Origin of the sequence: Roseateles asaccharophilus (assembly GCF_004362405.1) — a bacterium.
In the GTDB taxonomy this organism is placed as follows: Bacteria; Pseudomonadota; Gammaproteobacteria; order Burkholderiales; family Burkholderiaceae_C; genus Kinneretia; species Kinneretia asaccharophila.
Map to the genome: position 1 here is coordinate 144,358 of NZ_SNXE01000010.1, position 17,156 is coordinate 161,513.

Sequence of the window (17,156 nt, forward strand, 5' to 3'; positions counted from 1 at the left end):
CCGCGCTCAGCGCGCGATCCAGGCTTCCTGCCAGTGCGTGCCCACGCCGGGCTCGAACTGGTTGGCATGCTGGGACCACTGCACGCAGTAGCCGGCGTTGGGCCAGGCGCGGCATTCATAGACGCGGCCGTTCTTGGGCTGCAGCACACGGGTGCCGGCCTTGTACTCGCGCAGGCCCTCGGGGAAGCGGTACTGGGCGGTGGCCGGCGGCGTGGTGCTGCTGCCGCCGCTGATCATCAGATCAAAGGTCTTCTGCACCAGGGCGCCACTGCCCTTGACCACGCCGCGCAGCACCAGCTGGTGGTGGCCGGCCTGGGGTTGTTGCAGGGGCAGCAACACCGTCTGGCCGCTGTTGGCCAGGCTCAGGCTCACCGTGCCCTTGGTGCGGCCGCCGTGGTCCAGCACCGTGGCCGTGATGTCCAGCTCGCCCACGGCGGTGAGGCCAAAGCTCAGGCTCAGCTGGCCATTGACGATGCTGGGGCTGGGGTTCAGGCCGTTGACCAGCAGATCGGCTGCGGCGGCCGGGGCCTTCTCGATCTGCACCTCCACACGCTCGATGCCGCTGGCCGCCTGGGCAAAGACCTCGTTGCGGCCCGGGGCCGGGGCGATGCGGCCGTCCGCCGCGCGCACGCCGGCCTGCAGCAGACGCGACTGCTCGGCATTGATGCGCTGGGCCAGCAGATAGGGCCAGCTCTCGCGCTGACCGTCGGCCGCGCGGGCAATGCTCAGCCGGGTCTGCAGTTCGCGGCGTTCGCCGCGCGCGTCGAACACCCGCGTCATCAACTGGTCGCCCACGGCCAGATCGGTGGAGGGGTGGAGCACGCCGCGCGGCTCCCAGCCGGGTGCGGGCGTGGGGTTGCCGCCGCCGCTGCCCTCGAACATCACATCGGCCACGTTGTAGAAGCTCATGGGCGTATCGCCCACTTCCCAGATGGCCAGGATCAGCTGGTAGCCCTTGCGCGCCGGCACCTGGCAGACATGGCTGAGCTGCTTGGGCGGCTGGCGCATGCCGCCGTCATGGCTGCAAAAGGGCTGGGGTTCGAAGGCCGAGCGGCTCAGGCGCTGGTTGGGGTTCCAGTCGGCGCGGGTGATGTAGTAGCGGAAGTTGCGCGTGACATGGTTGGCCGTGAAGGTCCAGCTGAAGGTCTGGGCGCCAGCGCTCATGGGGCGCTTGCTCCAGCGCACGGCGCTCTGCTCATCCAGGGCGCCGAACTGCACCAGTCCGGCGCTGGCGATCTGGCCATCGGCCGGACCGCGCTCGGGGTAGCCGGAGAAGCCCTCCAGGCTCTGCGGCTCCCATTGCACGGCGCCGCACTGGCTGTTGGCGCCGCTGCGGCACAGCAGGCCACGGGCCTCGGGCTGGCTGAGATAGCCGTGCGCCAGGGCGCTGAGGGCCAGGCCTTGCCCGAGCAGGCCCAGACCGAGCAGGCGCAGCCAGCGTGAGGATGAAGAGGATGAAGAGGGTGTGGATGGGTGCGACATGGCTTGCTTCGTCCTTGTGAGAGTGGCGGCACGTGGCCGCGGGCCGGGCGGGCCGGTTCATGACGTCGCGGATTCTCTGGATATTGGTAGTGTTTTGGTATTGATTGTTCAAAGACTTACCACTGCAACCCGGGGCTTACCAGGCGCAGCATTCACGGTTCCCGTTCAGGGATTGCTCATCTTGGGATTTGAGAATCCGTCTATTGACGCTGTTTTGGTCTCAGATTGGTATCTTTAGGAGTGGATATGAATTCAGACGTGAAACACGGGGCATGGGCCTGCAAGTCCGGACCGCGCAAGTTGCTCGCCTTGCTGTTCTCCAGCCTGCTGCTGGGCTGTGCCAGCCTGCCGCGGCCCGAGCCGGTGTCGCTGTCCACACCGCAAGGGCCGCAGCAGCTGGCCCGGCTGCAGCTCGGGCAGGGACCTGGTCCCACGGTGGTGATGCAGTCCGGCCTGGGCGACTCCCATGAGGTCTGGGCGGATTTGGTGCCGCTGCTGACGCCCCGGCATCCGGTGTTCCTCTATGACCGCCCGGGTTATGGCGCGAGCCCCCGTCTTGCCGGCTCGCGTGATCCCTGCACGGTGGCGCGTGAGTTGCACGCCTTGCTGCGGCAATCGGGGGCGCAGCCGCCCTATCTCCTGCTGGGGCATTCCCTGGGTGGTCTGTATCAGCATGCTTTTGCGCGCCTGTATCCGCGGGAGGTGGCGGGGCTCATCTTGCTGGAGCCCACCCACCCCGAGCACTGGGCCAGCATGCAGCGGGAGACGCCGGGCATGGTGGCGACCGTGCGCACCCTGCGCAGCCTGGTCTTCAGCGAGGCCGTGCGCCAGGAGTTCGACAGCCATGCCGACTGTCTGGCCGAGCTGCCGCCCCTGGCCAATCCGCCGCCGCCCGCCCTGCTGATGGCGCGCACGGACTGGCCCTTGATCGAGCAAGGCGCTTTTGCCGCCATGGTCACCCGGCTGTGGGAGGACTGGCGGCGGTTGGCCGCGGTGCAGCGCGTCGAGCGTCTGCCCGGTGACGAGCACTATCTGCAGCGCCGCCATCCACAGGCCGTGGCCGCTGCCGTGGACCGCCTGGTGGCCGCCCATTGCCCGCGCCTGCAGGGTGAGCCGGGGCAGCGGCGCTGCGCGCCGGGGCCCTGAGCGCAGCCCGCTTGCCCTGCCTTCACAAGCTCTTCAGACGGGCTTGCTCTAATTCGGCGCATGAAGCTGCTCTTGGTGGAAGACGATCTGGATCTGGGTGACGGGGTACGCCTGGCCTTCGAGGCCGAGGGCCATGCCGTGACCTGGGTCAGACGCCTGGTGGATGCCCAGGCCCGCTGGCTGCAGCAGCCGGCCGATCTGGTGGTGCTGGATCTGGGTCTGCCCGATGGCGATGGCCATGCCTGGCTGGCCTGGATGCGGCGCCAGGAGCGGCAGGCGCCGGTGCTGATTCTGAGCGCGCGTGATGCCCTGTCGGAGCGCCTGCGCGGCCTGGATGGCGGGGCCGATGACTTTCTGCTCAAGCCCTTTGCGCTCAGCGAGCTGCTCTCGCGCGTGCGTGCCCTGGCGCGGCGCAGCTACGGCCTGGAGCAGGGACAGCTGCAGCTGCGCGGCCTGTGCCTGCAGGAAGCAGCCCGTCGTGTGACGCTGGACGGCCAGGCGCTGGAGCTCTCGCCCAGCGAGTTCAAGCTCCTGTCGGCCCTGCTCAAGCGCGCCGACCGGGTGCTGACCCGGCGCCATCTGGAGGACCAGGTGCTGGAAGGCAGTGCGGCCGAGAGCAATGTGCTGGATGTGCACATCTCCAGCCTGCGGCGCAAGATCGGGGAGGGCTATATCCGCACCATCCGGGGTGTGGGCTATGTGATCGATCGCCAGCCCCCGGCGGGCCCATGACGCAGGCGCCGTGGTGGCGCGGTGTCGCGGCCCTGTGGCAGCGGTTGCGCGAGCCCTCCCTGGTGCGTGGTCTGCTGCTGGCCCAGGCCGCCCTGGTCACGCTGCTGTGGCTGAGTCTGGTGGCCTGGCTCTTGGCCGATGAGATCTCGCAAAGCGAGATGGAAAAGTCCATTCCGGCCATGCAGGCCGTGGTGATGTCAGCCCAGGCCCTGGCCGATCAGCCCGAGGCCTTGGCCCGGGTGCTGGAGCAGGTGGATCGCTGGAACCGCAGCGGCAGCGAGGGCGCACAGGACGAGGACCTGCTACCCAATGGCATGGTGATGTGGCGCGGCCCGCAGCGCCTGTTTGCCAGTGCCGGTCTGGCCGAGGCCTTGCTGGGCCCGCACCCCCCGGGTCTGCACACCTTGGAGCATGCCGGTGACAGCTGGCTGGTGCTGACCGTGCAGGGCCAGGGTGCTGCAGCCGGCGAGCAGACCAGCCTGAGCTTTGTTTACCCGCACTCGGTGATGGCTCTGATGGTGTCCCTGGAGGGCCGGGGCCTCTTGGTGCTGCCCCTGCTGGTGAGCCTGCCCTTGCTGCTGCTGCCGGCCTGGTTGTCGGTGCGCTGGGCGCTGCGGCCCTGGCGTCGGCTCAGCGAGGAGGTCGCGCGGCGCGGCGCCCAGGATCTGGAGCCTTTTGTGGCGCCTTCCAAGGCCCAGGAGCTGCGCCCCCTGGTCAGCGCGCTCAACCGGTTGCTGGCCCAGCTGCGCGAGGCCCGGGCGCGCGAGCGCCGCTTTGTGGCCGACGCCGCGCACGAGCTGCGCACCCCGCTCACGGCCCTGAATGTGTACGCCGAGTCCCTGCGCGAGCTGAGTGGCGAGCCTCAGAGTCAGGCCCTGCTGGCTGGCATGCTGCGCAGCAGCGAGCGGGCGGTACGTCTGGTGAACCAGCTGCTGGCCCTGATGCGCAGCGAGGCCGAGGCGCAGGGGGCTCTGCAACGTCTGGACCTAGCCCAGCTGGTGCCCGAGGTGCTGGCCGAGTTGGCGCCGCTGGCCCGGCTGCGCCAGGTGGTGCTCGATTGCGAGGCGCCCGAGTCACCGCTGTGGCTGATGGCGCGTCCCGAGGGCCTGCATGCGCTGTTTGCCAATCTGGTGGAGAACGCGATCAAGTACGGTCCTCAGGCCGGCACGGTCAGGCTGCGCCTGTGGCGCGAGCCTGGGTGCTTGCGCGCCACGGTGGCGGATCAGGGGCCCGGCATTGCGCCCGAGTGGCGCCAGGCCGTACTCAGCCGCTTTACCCGGCTGCCGGGCCAGGCTCAGCCCGGCAGCGGACTGGGCCTGGCCATTGCCGACAGCGTGATGCAGGCTCAAGGGGGCAGCTTGCAGCTGGATGATGCCCCCGGCGGGGGCCTGCTGGTGCTGCTGTGCTGGCCTGACGGCGCCGAGCCGGCAGCGCTCAGCGATGGTGCTGGCGCAGCACGCTGATGAGGGTGTCGAGCTGCGAATCCACCACGCTGCTGTGCGTGGCCCCAGGTACTTCCAGGTACTGCAGCGCGGTGCCCAGGGCCTGCATGCGGGCCGCTTGGGCGCGCGCGGCCTTGACGGGGGTCTGCTCGTCTTCGCTGCCCTGCAGATAGAACACCGGCGCTTGCAGGCGTTGGCGGCCCGGCAGATTGCGCGCCACGGCGGCGCGCAGCGCGGGCTGCTCGAAGGCGTCGGGCTTGACGGAGCGGAACTCGCTGAGCCGTCCGCCCGCCTGTACATGCTGCGCCAAGCCCGTCTGCAGGGCCTGTTCGAAGGCGCCGCAATCGCTGTCGCGCAGGGCCAGCTCGGCCAGGGGCACAAAGCTCTCATGCAGCATCAGGCCGGGTTTGAGCGCGGGATCCTGGGCCTGCAGCCCATGGGCCAGCATGGTGCCGTTGAAGGCCAGGCTGTAGGCGGTCTCGACCAGGGCCTCGGCCACGCTCGCATCCCCGGCCAGCAGCTTGGCTTCCAGGTCGCGCACGCGCTCCACGAGCTCGGTCAGGGTGGCGGGCAGATCCGCGGCTGGGGCCAGGGCCAGGGTGATGCGCAGGGGGTAGCGGGCGGCGATGCTCGGCGCATGTTCGGCGGCGGCCAGGGCGGCAAAGCCACCCTGGGAGTGGCCCATCACCGCCCAGGCCTTGCTCAGGCTCAGCGACTTGAGCTCATGGGCCGCCTCGACCGCGGCGACGATGGCGCGGCCCTGGCTGTCCAGGCTGAGATAGGGGTGGGGGCCCGGTGCGTCCAGACCTTCGTAGTCGGGCGCCAGCACCGCATAGCCGGCCTTGAGCAAGGCTTCCACCATGCTGCGCTCGGGCGAGTCCTGGAAGCGCCGGCTGGGCGCGCAGTCATCGGCCACCCCGACGGTGCCATGGGCCCAGACCAGCAGGGGCCAGCCGCCCGCGGGGGCCTGTCCTCGGGGCAGGAAGAGCAGGCTGTTGGCCTCGGTCTCGCCGCCGCGCAGGGCCGGCATGCGGTAGCGCAGCAGCTGGGCACTGCTGGCCAGGGCGTCCAGGCTGGGCGCCTTGTCATAGCTCTGGCTGCGCAGCAGGCGGGGCGCTGCTGCGGCTTGGGCGGTGCTGCCACTAGCGCCACTGTCGCCGCCACCGCCGCAAGCGGTCAACACGGCGCTGCTGAACAGCAGGGCCAGAACCGGGCGCCGCCAGGGCTGGCGGCATGGGCTGGAGGGGCGTGGCAAAGAGACTGGCTTGAAGCGCATGAGGGGTCCTTTCGTGCTTAGGAAGGGCTGAACGGTCGCCATGGACCGGCCAGGGCACGATGGCCGGGCGAGATGAAGTCCGGCTGAGAGCGGGATGAAGGCTGGCTGAAGATGGGCGGCGCCGTGAACCCGGTTAGCATCCGGGCGCATGAACCGTGCGCGTTACAACAGGGCCTGGGCTTTTCTGACCGTGGTCGGCGCCCTGTGCATTCTGGGCTGGGCTTGGCAAGAGCAGCGTGAGCGGGCCGAGGCCGCCGAGCCAGCGGGTGTGAATCCCGACTGGGTGGAGGGGCAGGTCTTTGCCCAGGGGCTGCCCGAGGGAGCGTTTGCGGCTTGCAGCCGGCAGTTTGCGCTGGGCAGCACGCAGCGCATGGCCTGCTTCACCTGGCTTCAGGAGCGAAGGCAGTACCCACCCCTGCCGGCGCGTGGGGACTGGGACAGCGGCAAGACCGGCGCGCAATGCCGGGATGAAGTTCGGCAGCACTTCGCGCTGCAGATCAGCGATGCCGTGGACATGCAGGACATGCATCAGGCGCATCTCCTGGTCGAGCGGGAAGACGACGCGCGCCGGCAGTGCCGCAACTACGATATGGCGCGCCTGCCCCGCGTGATCCGCGAGCCGGCGGCGCGCCTGGAGGGCTTGATCGAGCGCCTGCAGCGGGGCGAGCAGCCGTCGTCGGCCGAGCAGGACGCGGTGGCGCAGGAAGAGCGTCTGGCCCAGGACTTTCCCGCCTGGCCTGAGCGCGAAGCCTATCTGCAGCGTCTGACCGTCTACAGGGAGCTGCTGGCCGCCTTGCCTGCCACGGTGCCGGCATCGAACCCCGCCGCGCAGCTCTGACTCCTCATGGGCCAAGCCGCCGCGGGGCGCCCCTCGGTTAGCATCCCGCCCCATGAATTGGCCCTATGAATTGCAGATCGGCTGGCGCTACACCCGCGCCGGCCGAGGCGGGCGGCGCAACCGCTTCATTTCCTTCATCTCCGGCGTGTCGGTGTTGGGCATCGCCCTGGGGGTGGCGGCCCTGATCATCGTCCTCTCGGTGATGAATGGTTTCCAGAAGGAGGTGCGGGACCGCATGCTCAGCGTCATCTCCCATGTGGAGCTGATGAGCTATGACGGCCAGGGCCTGGCAGATTGGCAGGCGGTGGCCCAGCGCGTGCGCGACATGCCCGAGGTGGGGCCGCGGATTGCCGGTGCGGCGCCTTTCGTGCTCTCGCAGGCCCTGATCGCGCGCGGCGAAGAGATGCGCGGCACCATCGTGCGCGGCATCGATCCGCAGCGCGAGGCCGAGATCACCCCCTTGGCGGCCCAGCTGCTCAAGCAGGGTGTGAGCACCCGGCTGCGCAGCGGCGAATGGGGCATGGTCATTGGCGGCGAGCTGGCGCGCCAGCTGGGCGTGCGTGAGGGGGACAAGCTCACCCTGGTGGCGCCCGGCGGTCAGGTCACACCCGCCGGCACCACGCCGCGCCTGAAGAGCTTCACCGTGGTGGGCATCTTTCATGCGGGCCACTACGAGTACGACAGCGGCCTGGTGCTGATCGATATCGACGATGCGGCACGCCTGTTCCGCACCGGCGGCCCCAGCGGCGTGCAGCTCAAGCTGCACGATGTGCACGAGGCGCGCCGGGTGGGTGAGCGGCTCATGGGCGCTTTGGGCGCCGAGCTGCGCGTGCGCGACTGGACCCGCACCAATGCCAATTGGTACGACGCGGTGCAGGTGGAGAAGCGCCTGATGGGCATCATCCTCACCCTGATCGTGGCGGTGGCGGCCTTCAACCTGGTCTCCACCCTGGTGATGACGGTGACGGACAAGCAATCCGACATCGCCATCCTGCGCACCTTTGGCGCCAGCCCGCGCTCCATCATGGCCATCTTCATGGTGCAGGGCGCCACGGCCGGCATCATCGGCACGCTCTCGGGCGTGGGCCTGGGTCTGCTGGTGGCCTTCAATATCGATGTGATCGTGCCGGCCATCGAACGACTGCTGAATGTGAGTTTCCTGCCCGGCAGCATCTACCTCATCAGCCGCATGCCCAGCGACCCGCAGAGCGCCGACATCATTCCGATTGCCGTGACCTCCCTGATCCTGGCCTTCCTGGCTACCCTCTACCCGAGCTGGCGCGCCAGCCGCGTGCAACCGGCCGAGGCGCTCCGTTATGAATGATCTCGTTTTGGAGGGCGTGGCCCTGAGCCGCCGCTTCAAGGAAGGGGGCCTGGATGTGCAGGTCCTCAAGGGCGTGGACATCCGCGTGGCGCGCGGCCAGACCCTGGCGGTGCTGGGCGCCTCGGGCTCGGGCAAGAGCACCCTGCTGCACTTGCTGGGTGGGCTGGACAAGCCCACGAGCGGCCAGGTCACGCTGATGGGCCGCAATCTGGCTTCCATGGGCGAGGCGCCCTTGGGCCAGTGGCGCAACCAGCATCTGGGCTTTGTCTACCAGTTCCACCACCTGCTGCCCGAGTTCAGCGCTCTGGACAATGTGGCCATGCCCCTGCGCGTGCGGCGCGAGCCGGTGGCCGCGGCGCGCGAGCGTGCGGCGGCCATGCTGGCCCGGCTGGGCCTGGGCCAGCGCCTGGCGCACCGACCGGCCGAGCTCTCGGGCGGCGAGCGCCAGCGCGTGGCCATCGCCCGCGCCCTGGTCACCCAGCCGGCCTGCGTGCTGGCCGATGAGCCCACCGGCAATCTGGACCGCGACACGGCCGACGCCGTCTTCGCCCTGATGCTGGAGACGGCCCGCGCCCAGGGCACGGCCTTTGTGCTGGTGACCCATGACCAGGGCCTGGCCGCGCGCTGCGAAACGCAGCTGAAACTGGTGGGCGGCGCCCTGCAGTAGGATCGCGGGCCCGATTTCTCTCCAACCCAGCCGCCACCGCTGTATGAGCCAGACCGCCCGCTTCATCCTGAAACTGAGCTGCCCCGACCAGGCCGGCATCGTCCACGCCGTGACCGGTTTTCTGCTGGAGCAGGGCGGCAATATCGTCACCTCGCACCAGCATGGTGACGCCGACCACCAGCGCTTCTTCATGCGCATCGAGTTCGAGGCGGCGGCGCCGGCCGAGGGCGCGGCCCTGCGCCAGGCCTTCGAGCCTCTGGCCCAGCGCCTGCAGATGGACTGGGAGCTGGTGGGCCGCGAGACCAAGACCCGCGTGCTGCTGCTGGTGTCCAAGCTGGGCCACTGCCTGAACGATCTGCTGTTCCGCGTGCAGACCGGGCATCTGCCCATCGAGATCCCGGCCATCGTCAGCAACCACCGCGACTTCTACCAGCTGGCCGCCTCGCACAACATTCCCTTCCACCACTTCCCGCTGCTGAACAGCACGCCTCAGCAGAAGGCGGCGCAGGAGCGCAAGATCATCGAGGTGATCGAGGAGAACCGCATCGACCTGGTGGTGCTGGCGCGCTATATGCAGATCCTCAGCCCCGAGCTGTGCCAATACCTCTCGGGCCGGGCCATCAATATCCACCACAGCTTCCTGCCCAGCTTCAAGGGCGCCAAGCCCTACCACCAGGCCTATGAGCGCGGGGTCAAGCTGATCGGCGCCACGGCCCACTATGTGACCTCGGACCTGGACGAGGGCCCCATCATCGAGCAGGAGGTGGCGCGCATCGACCACAGCCTGGCGCCCGAGCAGCTGGTGGCCATGGGCCGCGATGTGGAATGCGTGACCCTGGCGCGCGCCATCCAGTGGCATGCCGAGCACCGCGTGCTGCTCAACGGCCACCGCACGGTGGTGTTCAGGTAAGGCCCGATGTCGGCAAGCCGGCTCCTCATCGCAAAAGCTCGGTCGAGCCGAGCGGCAGCCGTGGAACTGGCTTTGCCAGGCCACTGGCTGCGCCCCCTTGAGGGGGAGACGCGCAGCGTCAACGGGGGTGGGTGAGCCTCATGTGGGTGGACAGCCACTGCCACCTGGACGCGCCGGAGTTCGACGCGGATCGGGACGAGGTGGTGTCTCGCGCCCGCGCTGCGGGTGTTTCGCAAATCGTGATCCCCGCGGTCGGCGCCTTCGACTTCGAGGCCGCACGCGATCTGGCGCATGCCCATGGCTTTGCCTATGCCCTGGGCATCCATCCGCTTTATGTGATGAAGGCGCGCGACGAGGATTTGGCCACCTTGGCCCGTCTGCTGGAGCGCCACCGCGAGGACCCGCGCCTGGTGGCCGTGGGCGAGATCGGCCTGGATTTCTTTGTGCCGGGCCTGGACGCGGACCGCCAGGAGCTTTTTTACACCGAACAGCTCAGGCTGGCGCAGCGCTTCGAGCTGCCGGTGATCCTGCATGTGCGCAGGAGCGCCGACCAGCTGCTGCGCGGCCTGCGCCGCACCGTGGTGCGGGGCGGCATTGCGCACGCCTTCAATGGCAGCCGCCAGCAGGCCGACACCTTCATCGCCCTGGGCTTCAAGCTGGGTTTCGGCGGCACACTCACGTATGAGCGCTCGCTGCAGATCCGCCGCCTGGCGGCCGAGCTGCCGGCCGATAGCCTGGTGCTGGAGACCGATGCGCCCGACATTCCGCCGCACTGGCTCTATGCCACCGCCGAGCAGCGCGCCGCGGGCCAGGCCCAGGGCCGCAACGAGCCGGCCGAGCTGCCGCGCATTGCCCAGAGCCTGGCCCATCTGCGCGGCTGGACCCTGGAGGCCACCGCCGCCTGCACCCGGGCCAATACCCTGGCGGCCCTGCCGCGCCTGGCCGCGTTGATGCGCACTTAGCGGTTGCGCGGCGCCAGCGGGGTTTCTGGCACGGGATAGCCGGCGGCGCCGAAGGTGGCGACCACGGCCTTGTGGGTGTCGAAATAGACCTGCCAGTAGTGGTCGGTGTGGCAGTAGGGGCGCACGCAGAGCAGTGGGCCCTCGGGGGTGAAGCTCAGGATCTCGATATCGGGTGCCGGCTTGGCCACCACGTTCGGGATGGCGGCGATCACGGGCCGCAGACGAGCGATGGCGTCCAGCGGGTCCACGGTATTGGCCACCTTGGCCACGCAGTCCACCCGGCGGTGGGGCAGGGTGGAATAGTTCTGAATGGTGTCCGAGAAGATCTTGTTGTTGCCGATGATGGTTTGGACGTTATCGGGTGTGATCACCGTGGTGCCGAACAGGCCGATCTCGCTGACCGTTCCGGTGACGCCGCCCACCTGTACGAAGTCGCCCACCTTGAAGGGCCGCAGCACCTGCATGAAGACACCCGCGGCGAAATGCGTGAGCAGGCCGCCCCAGGCCGTGCCGATGGCCAGGCCCGCGCCGGCCAGCAGGGCGGCGAAGGAGGTGGTCTTGATGCCGAAGATGTCCAAAATCGCCAGCACCAGCACGATGTTCAAGAGCACCGTGAGGATGGAGCGCAGGTAGTTGGAGAGGGTGGAGTCCACCCGCTTGCCGGCTTCCAGCGCGCGGGTGAAGAGGCGAACGGCCAGACTGATAATCCAGCGGCCGAGGATCCAGGCCGCCAGGGCGGCCAGCACCTTGAGGCCGAAATCCAGGCCTTGGGTGCTGATGAATTGCCAGATTGCTTCGGTGTTCATGATGAGGAACTCTCCCTGTGTCTGTGCCGGATAGGCTCATGATGGCAAAGCCTGCAGCGCTTGCCCACCCCCCAAGATGGCAAGGCCTGGCCCCGGTCTGGGCGCCCAGCGCCCGCCTGCTGCTGCTGGGCAGCTTTCCCAGCGCCGCCTCCTTGGCCGCTCAGCAGTACTACGGCCACCCACGCAATCAGTTCTGGCCCCTGCTGTCTGCCCTGTGGGGTGAGGATCTGCGTGCCCTGGGCTATGAGCAGCGCCTGGAGCGGGTGCGCGCACGCGGCCTGGCCATCTGGGATGTCTATGCCGCCTGCGAACGCGAAGGCAGTCTGGACAGTGCCATCCGTGCCGCCGAGCCCAATGATCTGGCCGGTCTGGCCGCGCGCCTGCCCCAGCTGCAGGCCGTGGCGCATAACGGCGGCGAATCGGCCCGGCTGATGAGGGTGACGGCCGCCCTGGGCCGGCCGGTCTACCGTCTGCCCTCCAGCAGTCCGGCCAATGCCAGCTGGTCCTTCGAGCGCAAGCTCGCAGCCTGGCGCGAGGTCTTCGCCCGCCATGGTCTACTCACGCCATGAGCAAGAAGAGCAACAAGAAGATTGACTGGGTGCCCGCCACGCTGAGCGAGCATGATGGTGTGCGCTACCTTCACCTGGACAGCATCTGGGTGCAAGGCGCGATGCGCATCCGCAAGCCCCAGCAGCTGGAGCTGGAATACATCCAGCGCATGATGGCCTGGATGCTCTGGCGTGACAGCGCGTCCCTGCGCGAGGGGCGGGTGGTGCAGCTCGGGCTGGGCGCGGCGGCATTGACCCGCTTCAGTCACAAGGTGCTGCGCATGAAGACCACCGCCGTGGAGCTCAATCCCACGGTGATCTCGGCCTGCCGGGCCTGGTTTCATCTGCCGGAGGACGACCAGCGCCTGAGCGTGCTCAACGAGGACGCCGCCGCCTGGGTCGCCGACCCGGCGAACTGGCAGAGCACCGCGGTGCTGAATGTGGACCTTTACGACCACGATGCCGCCTCCCCGGTGCTGGACGACGAAGCCTTCTACGCCGACTGCCGTGCCGTGCTGGAGGACGGGGGGCTGATGACGGTCAATCTCTTCGGCCGCCACGCCAGCTTTGCACGCAGTGCCGCGCGCATTGCCCGGGTCTTTGGCAGCGACCAGGTCTGGAGCCTGGCCCCCACCAAGGAAGGCAATACCGTGGTGGTGGCCGCGCGAGGCGTGCAGGTGCCGGACCGGGAGACGCTGGAGCGGCGTGCAGATAACATCGAATCGCAGTACGACTTGCCGGCGCGCAAATGGTTGCGCCTGGTGAGGCCGCTGCCGATGAGCATCATCAACCAGCTTCTGAGCGAGTCGCAAGCATGAGTGCGAAGCCATCCCCGACCAAGCCTGCCGCCGGCCCCGTCAAGCCCGAGGGCCGGCTGGAGTGGCGCACCCTCCTGCGCTGGATGCAGGAGGATGGGCTGGTAGATGCCGATCAGGTGCAGCGCACGGAGGCTCGCTTTGCGGCGGGGGATTCCTCACTGCATCCCCTTGTGCGCCTGGGGCATGCGGGTCTGGTGCGCGCGGGCACCGGCAAGTCTTTGGATCTGGAGCAGCTCACCGAGTGGCTAGCCAGTAGGGCGCAGATGCCTTATCTGCGCATCGATCCGCTCAAGGTTGATGTGGGGCGGGTGTCCGACATCATGTCGGTGGGCTACGCGGAGGCCAAGCGCTGTCTGCCGGTGCAGGTGGGGCTGACCGAGGTCGTGATCGCCACCTCCGAGCCCTATGACCGCAGCTGGGTGGCCCAGATCGAGTCGCATGCGCGCAAGCCGGTGCGCCTGGTGTTGGCGAATCCGTTGGAGATTGCGCGCTACACCACCGAGTTCTACACCCTGGCGCGCTCGGTGCGTGCCGCCACCAAGACGGGCGAAGTGACCCAGATCGCCAGCTTCGAGCAGCTGGTGGAGCTGGGCAAGAGCAACAAGCAGTTGGACGCGAACGACCAGGGTGTGGTCCAGGTGGTGGATTGGCTGTGGCAGTACGCCTTTGACCAGCGCGCCAGTGACATCCATCTGGAGCCGCGCCGCGATATGGGCGTGATCCGCTTCCGCATCGACGGGGTGCTGCACACGGTCTACCAGCTGCCGCCCTCGGTGATGAGCGCCATGACCTCGCGTATCAAGCTGCTGGGCCGCATGGACGTGGTGGAGCGCCGCCGCCCGCTGGATGGCCGCATCAAGACGCGCAACCCGGCTGGGGACGAGGTGGAAATGCGCCTCTCCACCTTGCCCACGGCCTTCGGCGAGAAGATGGTGATGCGCATCTTTGACCCCGATACCGCCGTGAAGAGCCTGGACCAGCTGGGCTTTGCCGGCCATGACGCGGAGCGCTGGACCCGCCTGACGGCCCAGCCCCACGGCATCATCCTGGTGACTGGGCCCACCGGCAGCGGCAAGACCTCGACGCTCTACTCCACGCTCAAGCGTTTGGCCACGGACGAGGTCAATGTCACGACCATCGAGGACCCGATCGAGATGATCGAGCCGGCCTTCAATCAGACCCAGGTGCAGCCCGCGCTGGACCTGGGGTTTGCCGAAGGCCTGCGCGCCCTGATGCGCCAGGATCCGGACATCATCATGGTGGGCGAGATCCGCGACCTGGAAACGGCCGAGATGGCCATTCAGGCGGCACTGACCGGGCATCTTGTCTTCAGCACCCTGCACACCAATGACGCCGCCTCGGCCATTACCCGCCTGACCGATCTGGGTGTGCCTCCCTATCTGATCACGGCAACCGTGATCGGGGTGCTGGCTCAGCGGCTGGTGCGCACTCTGTGCCCGACCTGCAAGCAGCCCGACCCGCAGGTGACGCGCGAGACGCTCAACGAGATGCTCAAGCACTGGCGCATGAGCGGTGGGGTCAAGCCCTATAAGCCGGTGGGTTGCCTGGACTGCCGCAACACGGGCTACCGTGGGCGTGCCGGCCTGTATGAATTGCTGATCGTCAGCGAGGCCGTCAAGGCCACCATCCACCCCACGCCTGATGCGTCCGCCTTGCGGCGTCAGGCCATGCATGAGGGCTTGAGGCCCCTGCGCCTTGCAGGGGCCATGAAGGTGGCGGAAGGCCTGACCACGCTGGAAGAGGTCTTGCGCAGCACTCCGCAATGGGAAGCCTGAGGAATGCCCTGAGGCATTGAGGCCGCCTTCGGCCCGCTTTGCCGGGCTGCGCTGTGGCAGATGCTTACGTGGAAACCACACAGGGTCGCAGGAGGGGGCTGCCTAGAATGCGGGCAGTCCAATGCGATAGAGGGTTCCTCACATGAAGATCAAAAGTCAAACAGACTTCTGGTCGGGGCTGATGTTCTTGCTGGTGGGCCTGGGCTTTGCCTGGGGCGCTACGGAATACAGCTTCGGCAATTCGGCCCGACCCGGCCCCGGCTACTTCCCCTTTGGCCTGGGCATTCTGCTCGCCGTGCTGGGAGCCGTGGTGCTGTTCAAGGCGCTGACCATCGAATCGGAGGACGGCGGCCGCATTGGTGCCATCGCCTGGCGCCCGCTTGGCGTCATCGTCGGGGCCATCGTGCTGTTCGGCTGGGCCTTGCCGCACCTGGGCATGGTGATCGCGCTGCCCCTGCTGGTGGTGATTGCTGCCATGGCCGGTGATGAGTTCAAGTGGCTGGAAGCCCTGCTCACGGCTGCCTTCCTCACGGTCGGCAGCTGGGTCATCTTTGTGTGGGGCTTGAATCTGGTGATCCCGCTGTGGCCCACCTTCCTGGGGCGTTGAGGAGTAGCGGGACATGGAACTTTTGAACAATCTGGCGCTGGGCTTCGGCACGGCGCTCACGCTGCAGAATCTGCTGTACGCCTTTGGCGGTGCGGTGCTGGGCACCCTGATCGGCGTGCTGCCGGGTCTGGGCCCCGTGGCCACCATCGCCATGCTGCTGCCCTCAATCTATGCGCTTGACGCGACGCCCGCCCTGATCATGCTGGCAGGCATCTACTACGGCGCACAGTACGGCGGATCGACCACGGCCATTCTGATCAATGTGCCGGGCGAATCGAGCTCGGTCGTCACCGCGATCGATGGTTACCAGATGGCCCGCCAGGGTCGCGCGGGCGCCGCCTTGGCGGCCGCCGGTCTGGGCTCCTTCTTTGCCGGTTGCGTGGGCACCATCGTGATTGCCGCATTTGCGCCGCCGCTGACCGAACTGGCCTTCAAGTTTGGTCCGGCCGAGTACTTCTCGCTGATGGTGCTGGGTCTGATCGGTGCCGTGGTGCTGGCCTCAGGTTCTCTGATCAAGGCCATCGCCATGATTTTGCTGGGCCTGTTGCTGGGGCAGGTCAACACCGATGTGATTTCCGGCACCCCGCGCTACTCCTTCGACATTCCTGAGTTGACCGACGGCATCAACTTCGTCGTCATCGCCATGGGCGTGTTCGGTTTCGGGGAGATCATCGCCAACCTCGGCAAGCCCGCCGAGCATCGCGAGGTCTTCACCAAGGATGTGAAGGGTTTGTGGCCGACCAAGCAGGACTTCAAGGATGCCTGGCCCGCCGTGCTTCGCGGTACCTCGCTGGGATCCATCCTGGGTGTGTTGCCCGGTGGCGGTGCGCTGCTGTCTTCCTTCGCGGCCTACACGCTGGAGAAAAAGCTGTCCAAGACGCCGGAGAAGTTCGGCAAGGGTGCGATCCAGGGCGTGGCCGGTCCCGAATCGGCCAATAACGCCGGCGCACAGACCAGCTTCATTCCCATGCTGACCCTGGGTATTCCGCCAAATGCCGTGATGGCTTTGATGGTGGGCGCCATGACCATCAAGGGCATTCAGCCCGGTCCGCAGGTCATGACCAGCAATCCGGAACTGTTCTGGGGCTTGATCGCGTCCATGTGGATCGGCAATCTGATGCTGGTCATCCTGAACCTGCCCTTGATCGGCATCTGGATCAAGCTGCTCACCGTTCCCTATCGCTTCCTGTTTCCGGCCATTGTGGTGTTCTGCTGCATCGGCACCTACACGCTGAACAACAACAGCTTCGATGTGTACCTGACGGCCCTCTTTGCCGTGGTGGGCTACCTGTTCTACAAGCTGCGCTGCGAGCCTGCTCCCTTGCTCTTGGGCTTCATCCTCGGCCCCATGATGGAAGAAAACCTGCGCCGCGCCTTGCTGCTGTCGCGCGGCGACTGGACCACCTTCATGACGCGCCCCTTGTCGGCCAGCTTGCTGATCGCCGCGACGCTGATGGTGGTGGTGGTCATGCTGCCGTCCATCAAGAACAAGCGCGAAGAGGCGTTCAAGGACGAAGACTGAGTCTGAACCTGCCGCCAAGCGCCGACCTGGCGTTGGACTCGTCGGCGCCAAGTATGTGGAATGGCCCCGCAGCGAAAGCTGCGGGGCTTTTTCTCTTTCGCGGTCGCCCAGCCCTTGGCTGCCCCGAAAGACGCTTGGTCTAGCGGGCGTGAAGACGGCGCATGAAAAAGTTGCTTGCGCGCCAAAAATCCTGTGCTACAGTTGCGGGCTTCGCTGATCACAGCGGCTCGCAAGAGCGGTGGTGGTGAGTGAAGGGAAGCGAAAAGCGCGGCGAACAGTA

Annotated in this window: 16 protein-coding genes; 13 read left to right on the forward strand and 3 right to left on the reverse strand. The window is 67.6% G+C overall.

All coding sequences use genetic code 11. The features are described from left to right. Positions 1-6: 6 nt before the first annotated feature. The gene (gene gbpA / locus DFR39_RS18010; protein ID WP_133605223.1) at positions 7-1,482 is read right to left on the reverse strand and encodes an N-acetylglucosamine-binding protein GbpA; all 1,476 of its coding nucleotides are present in this window, start codon (positions 1,480-1,482) and stop codon (positions 7-9) included. Positions 1,483-1,728: 246 nt separating this feature from the next. Between gbpA and DFR39_RS18015 the strand changes: the two genes are divergently transcribed. From DFR39_RS18015 to DFR39_RS18025, 3 genes are read left to right on the forward strand one after another with little or no spacing between them, the layout of a single operon-like run. Next, complete coding sequence (locus tag DFR39_RS18015; RefSeq protein ID WP_133605224.1) at positions 1,729-2,628, forward strand: alpha/beta fold hydrolase; 900 nt, start codon at positions 1,729-1,731, stop codon at positions 2,626-2,628. 60 nt (positions 2,629-2,688) lie between these two features. After that, a complete protein-coding gene (locus DFR39_RS18020; protein WP_133605225.1) occupies positions 2,689-3,360 on the forward strand; it encodes a response regulator in 672 nt (223 codons plus the stop codon). Continuing rightward, the gene (locus DFR39_RS18025; protein ID WP_133605226.1) at positions 3,357-4,823 is read left to right on the forward strand and encodes a sensor histidine kinase; all 1,467 of its coding nucleotides are present in this window, start codon (positions 3,357-3,359) and stop codon (positions 4,821-4,823) included. Before DFR39_RS18020 ends, DFR39_RS18025 begins: the two co-directional genes overlap by 4 nt. On the opposite strand, the gene DFR39_RS18030 is transcribed toward DFR39_RS18025, so the two are convergent. Beyond that, entirely contained in the window at positions 4,795-6,078 is a 1,284-nt protein-coding gene (locus DFR39_RS18030; protein ID WP_162849578.1) for an alpha/beta fold hydrolase, read from the reverse strand. The two genes, DFR39_RS18025 and DFR39_RS18030, sit on opposite strands and share 29 nt — an antisense overlap. A gap of 148 nt (positions 6,079-6,226) precedes the next feature. Here DFR39_RS18030 and DFR39_RS18035 point away from each other — a divergent pair, with 148 nt between their 5' ends. The 5 genes from DFR39_RS18035 (at position 6,227) to DFR39_RS18055 (ending at position 10,779) form a co-directional block, all read left to right on the forward strand. After that, positions 6,227-6,916 (forward strand): hypothetical protein, encoded by a 690-nt coding sequence (locus DFR39_RS18035; protein ID WP_133605228.1) that lies wholly within the window; start codon positions 6,227-6,229, stop codon positions 6,914-6,916. 52 nt (positions 6,917-6,968) lie between these two features. After that, positions 6,969-8,240, forward strand: coding sequence for a lipoprotein-releasing ABC transporter permease subunit (locus tag DFR39_RS18040; RefSeq protein WP_133605229.1), 1,272 nt, complete (start codon positions 6,969-6,971; stop codon positions 8,238-8,240). Continuing rightward, complete coding sequence (locus tag DFR39_RS18045) at positions 8,233-8,907, forward strand: ABC transporter ATP-binding protein (protein ID WP_133605230.1); 675 nt, start codon at positions 8,233-8,235, stop codon at positions 8,905-8,907. Before DFR39_RS18040 ends, DFR39_RS18045 begins: the two co-directional genes overlap by 8 nt. A 43-nt stretch (positions 8,908-8,950) precedes the next feature. Beyond that, a complete protein-coding gene (gene purU / locus DFR39_RS18050; RefSeq protein WP_133605231.1) occupies positions 8,951-9,817 on the forward strand; it encodes a formyltetrahydrofolate deformylase in 867 nt (288 codons plus the stop codon). 140 nt (positions 9,818-9,957) lie between these two features. Beyond that, complete coding sequence (locus DFR39_RS18055) at positions 9,958-10,779, forward strand: TatD family hydrolase (protein WP_133605246.1); 822 nt, start codon at positions 9,958-9,960, stop codon at positions 10,777-10,779. Here the strand turns inward: DFR39_RS18055 and DFR39_RS18060 are convergent. Beyond that, on the reverse strand, positions 10,776-11,585 hold the full coding sequence (locus tag DFR39_RS18060) for a mechanosensitive ion channel family protein (protein ID WP_133605232.1): 810 nt from the start codon (positions 11,583-11,585) through the stop codon (positions 10,776-10,778). The genes DFR39_RS18055 and DFR39_RS18060 overlap by 4 nt on opposite strands. A gap of 38 nt (positions 11,586-11,623) precedes the next feature. Between DFR39_RS18060 and DFR39_RS18065 the strand changes: the two genes are divergently transcribed. The 5 genes from DFR39_RS18065 to DFR39_RS18085 all read left to right on the forward strand — a co-directional run bounded on the left by DFR39_RS18065 (position 11,624) and on the right by DFR39_RS18085 (position 16,876). Then, positions 11,624-12,154, forward strand: a complete 531-nt coding sequence (locus tag DFR39_RS18065) for a DNA-deoxyinosine glycosylase (protein WP_133605233.1) — start codon at positions 11,624-11,626, stop codon at positions 12,152-12,154. Further along, positions 12,151-12,951: a spermine/spermidine synthase domain-containing protein gene (locus DFR39_RS18070; protein WP_211343903.1), complete on the forward strand. Its 801-nt coding sequence runs from the start codon at positions 12,151-12,153 to the stop codon at positions 12,949-12,951. Before DFR39_RS18065 ends, DFR39_RS18070 begins: the two co-directional genes overlap by 4 nt. Then, positions 12,948-14,747 (forward strand): type IV pilus assembly ATPase TfpB, encoded by a 1,800-nt coding sequence (tfpB, locus tag DFR39_RS18075; protein ID WP_133605234.1) that lies wholly within the window; start codon positions 12,948-12,950, stop codon positions 14,745-14,747. Before DFR39_RS18070 ends, tfpB begins: the two co-directional genes overlap by 4 nt. A 142-nt stretch (positions 14,748-14,889) precedes the next feature. Further along, a complete protein-coding gene (locus DFR39_RS18080; protein ID WP_133605235.1) occupies positions 14,890-15,354 on the forward strand; it encodes a tripartite tricarboxylate transporter TctB family protein in 465 nt (154 codons plus the stop codon). 13 nt (positions 15,355-15,367) lie between these two features. Next, positions 15,368-16,876, forward strand: coding sequence for a tripartite tricarboxylate transporter permease (locus DFR39_RS18085; protein WP_133605236.1), 1,509 nt, complete (start codon positions 15,368-15,370; stop codon positions 16,874-16,876). Positions 16,877-17,156 lie beyond the last annotated feature (280 nt).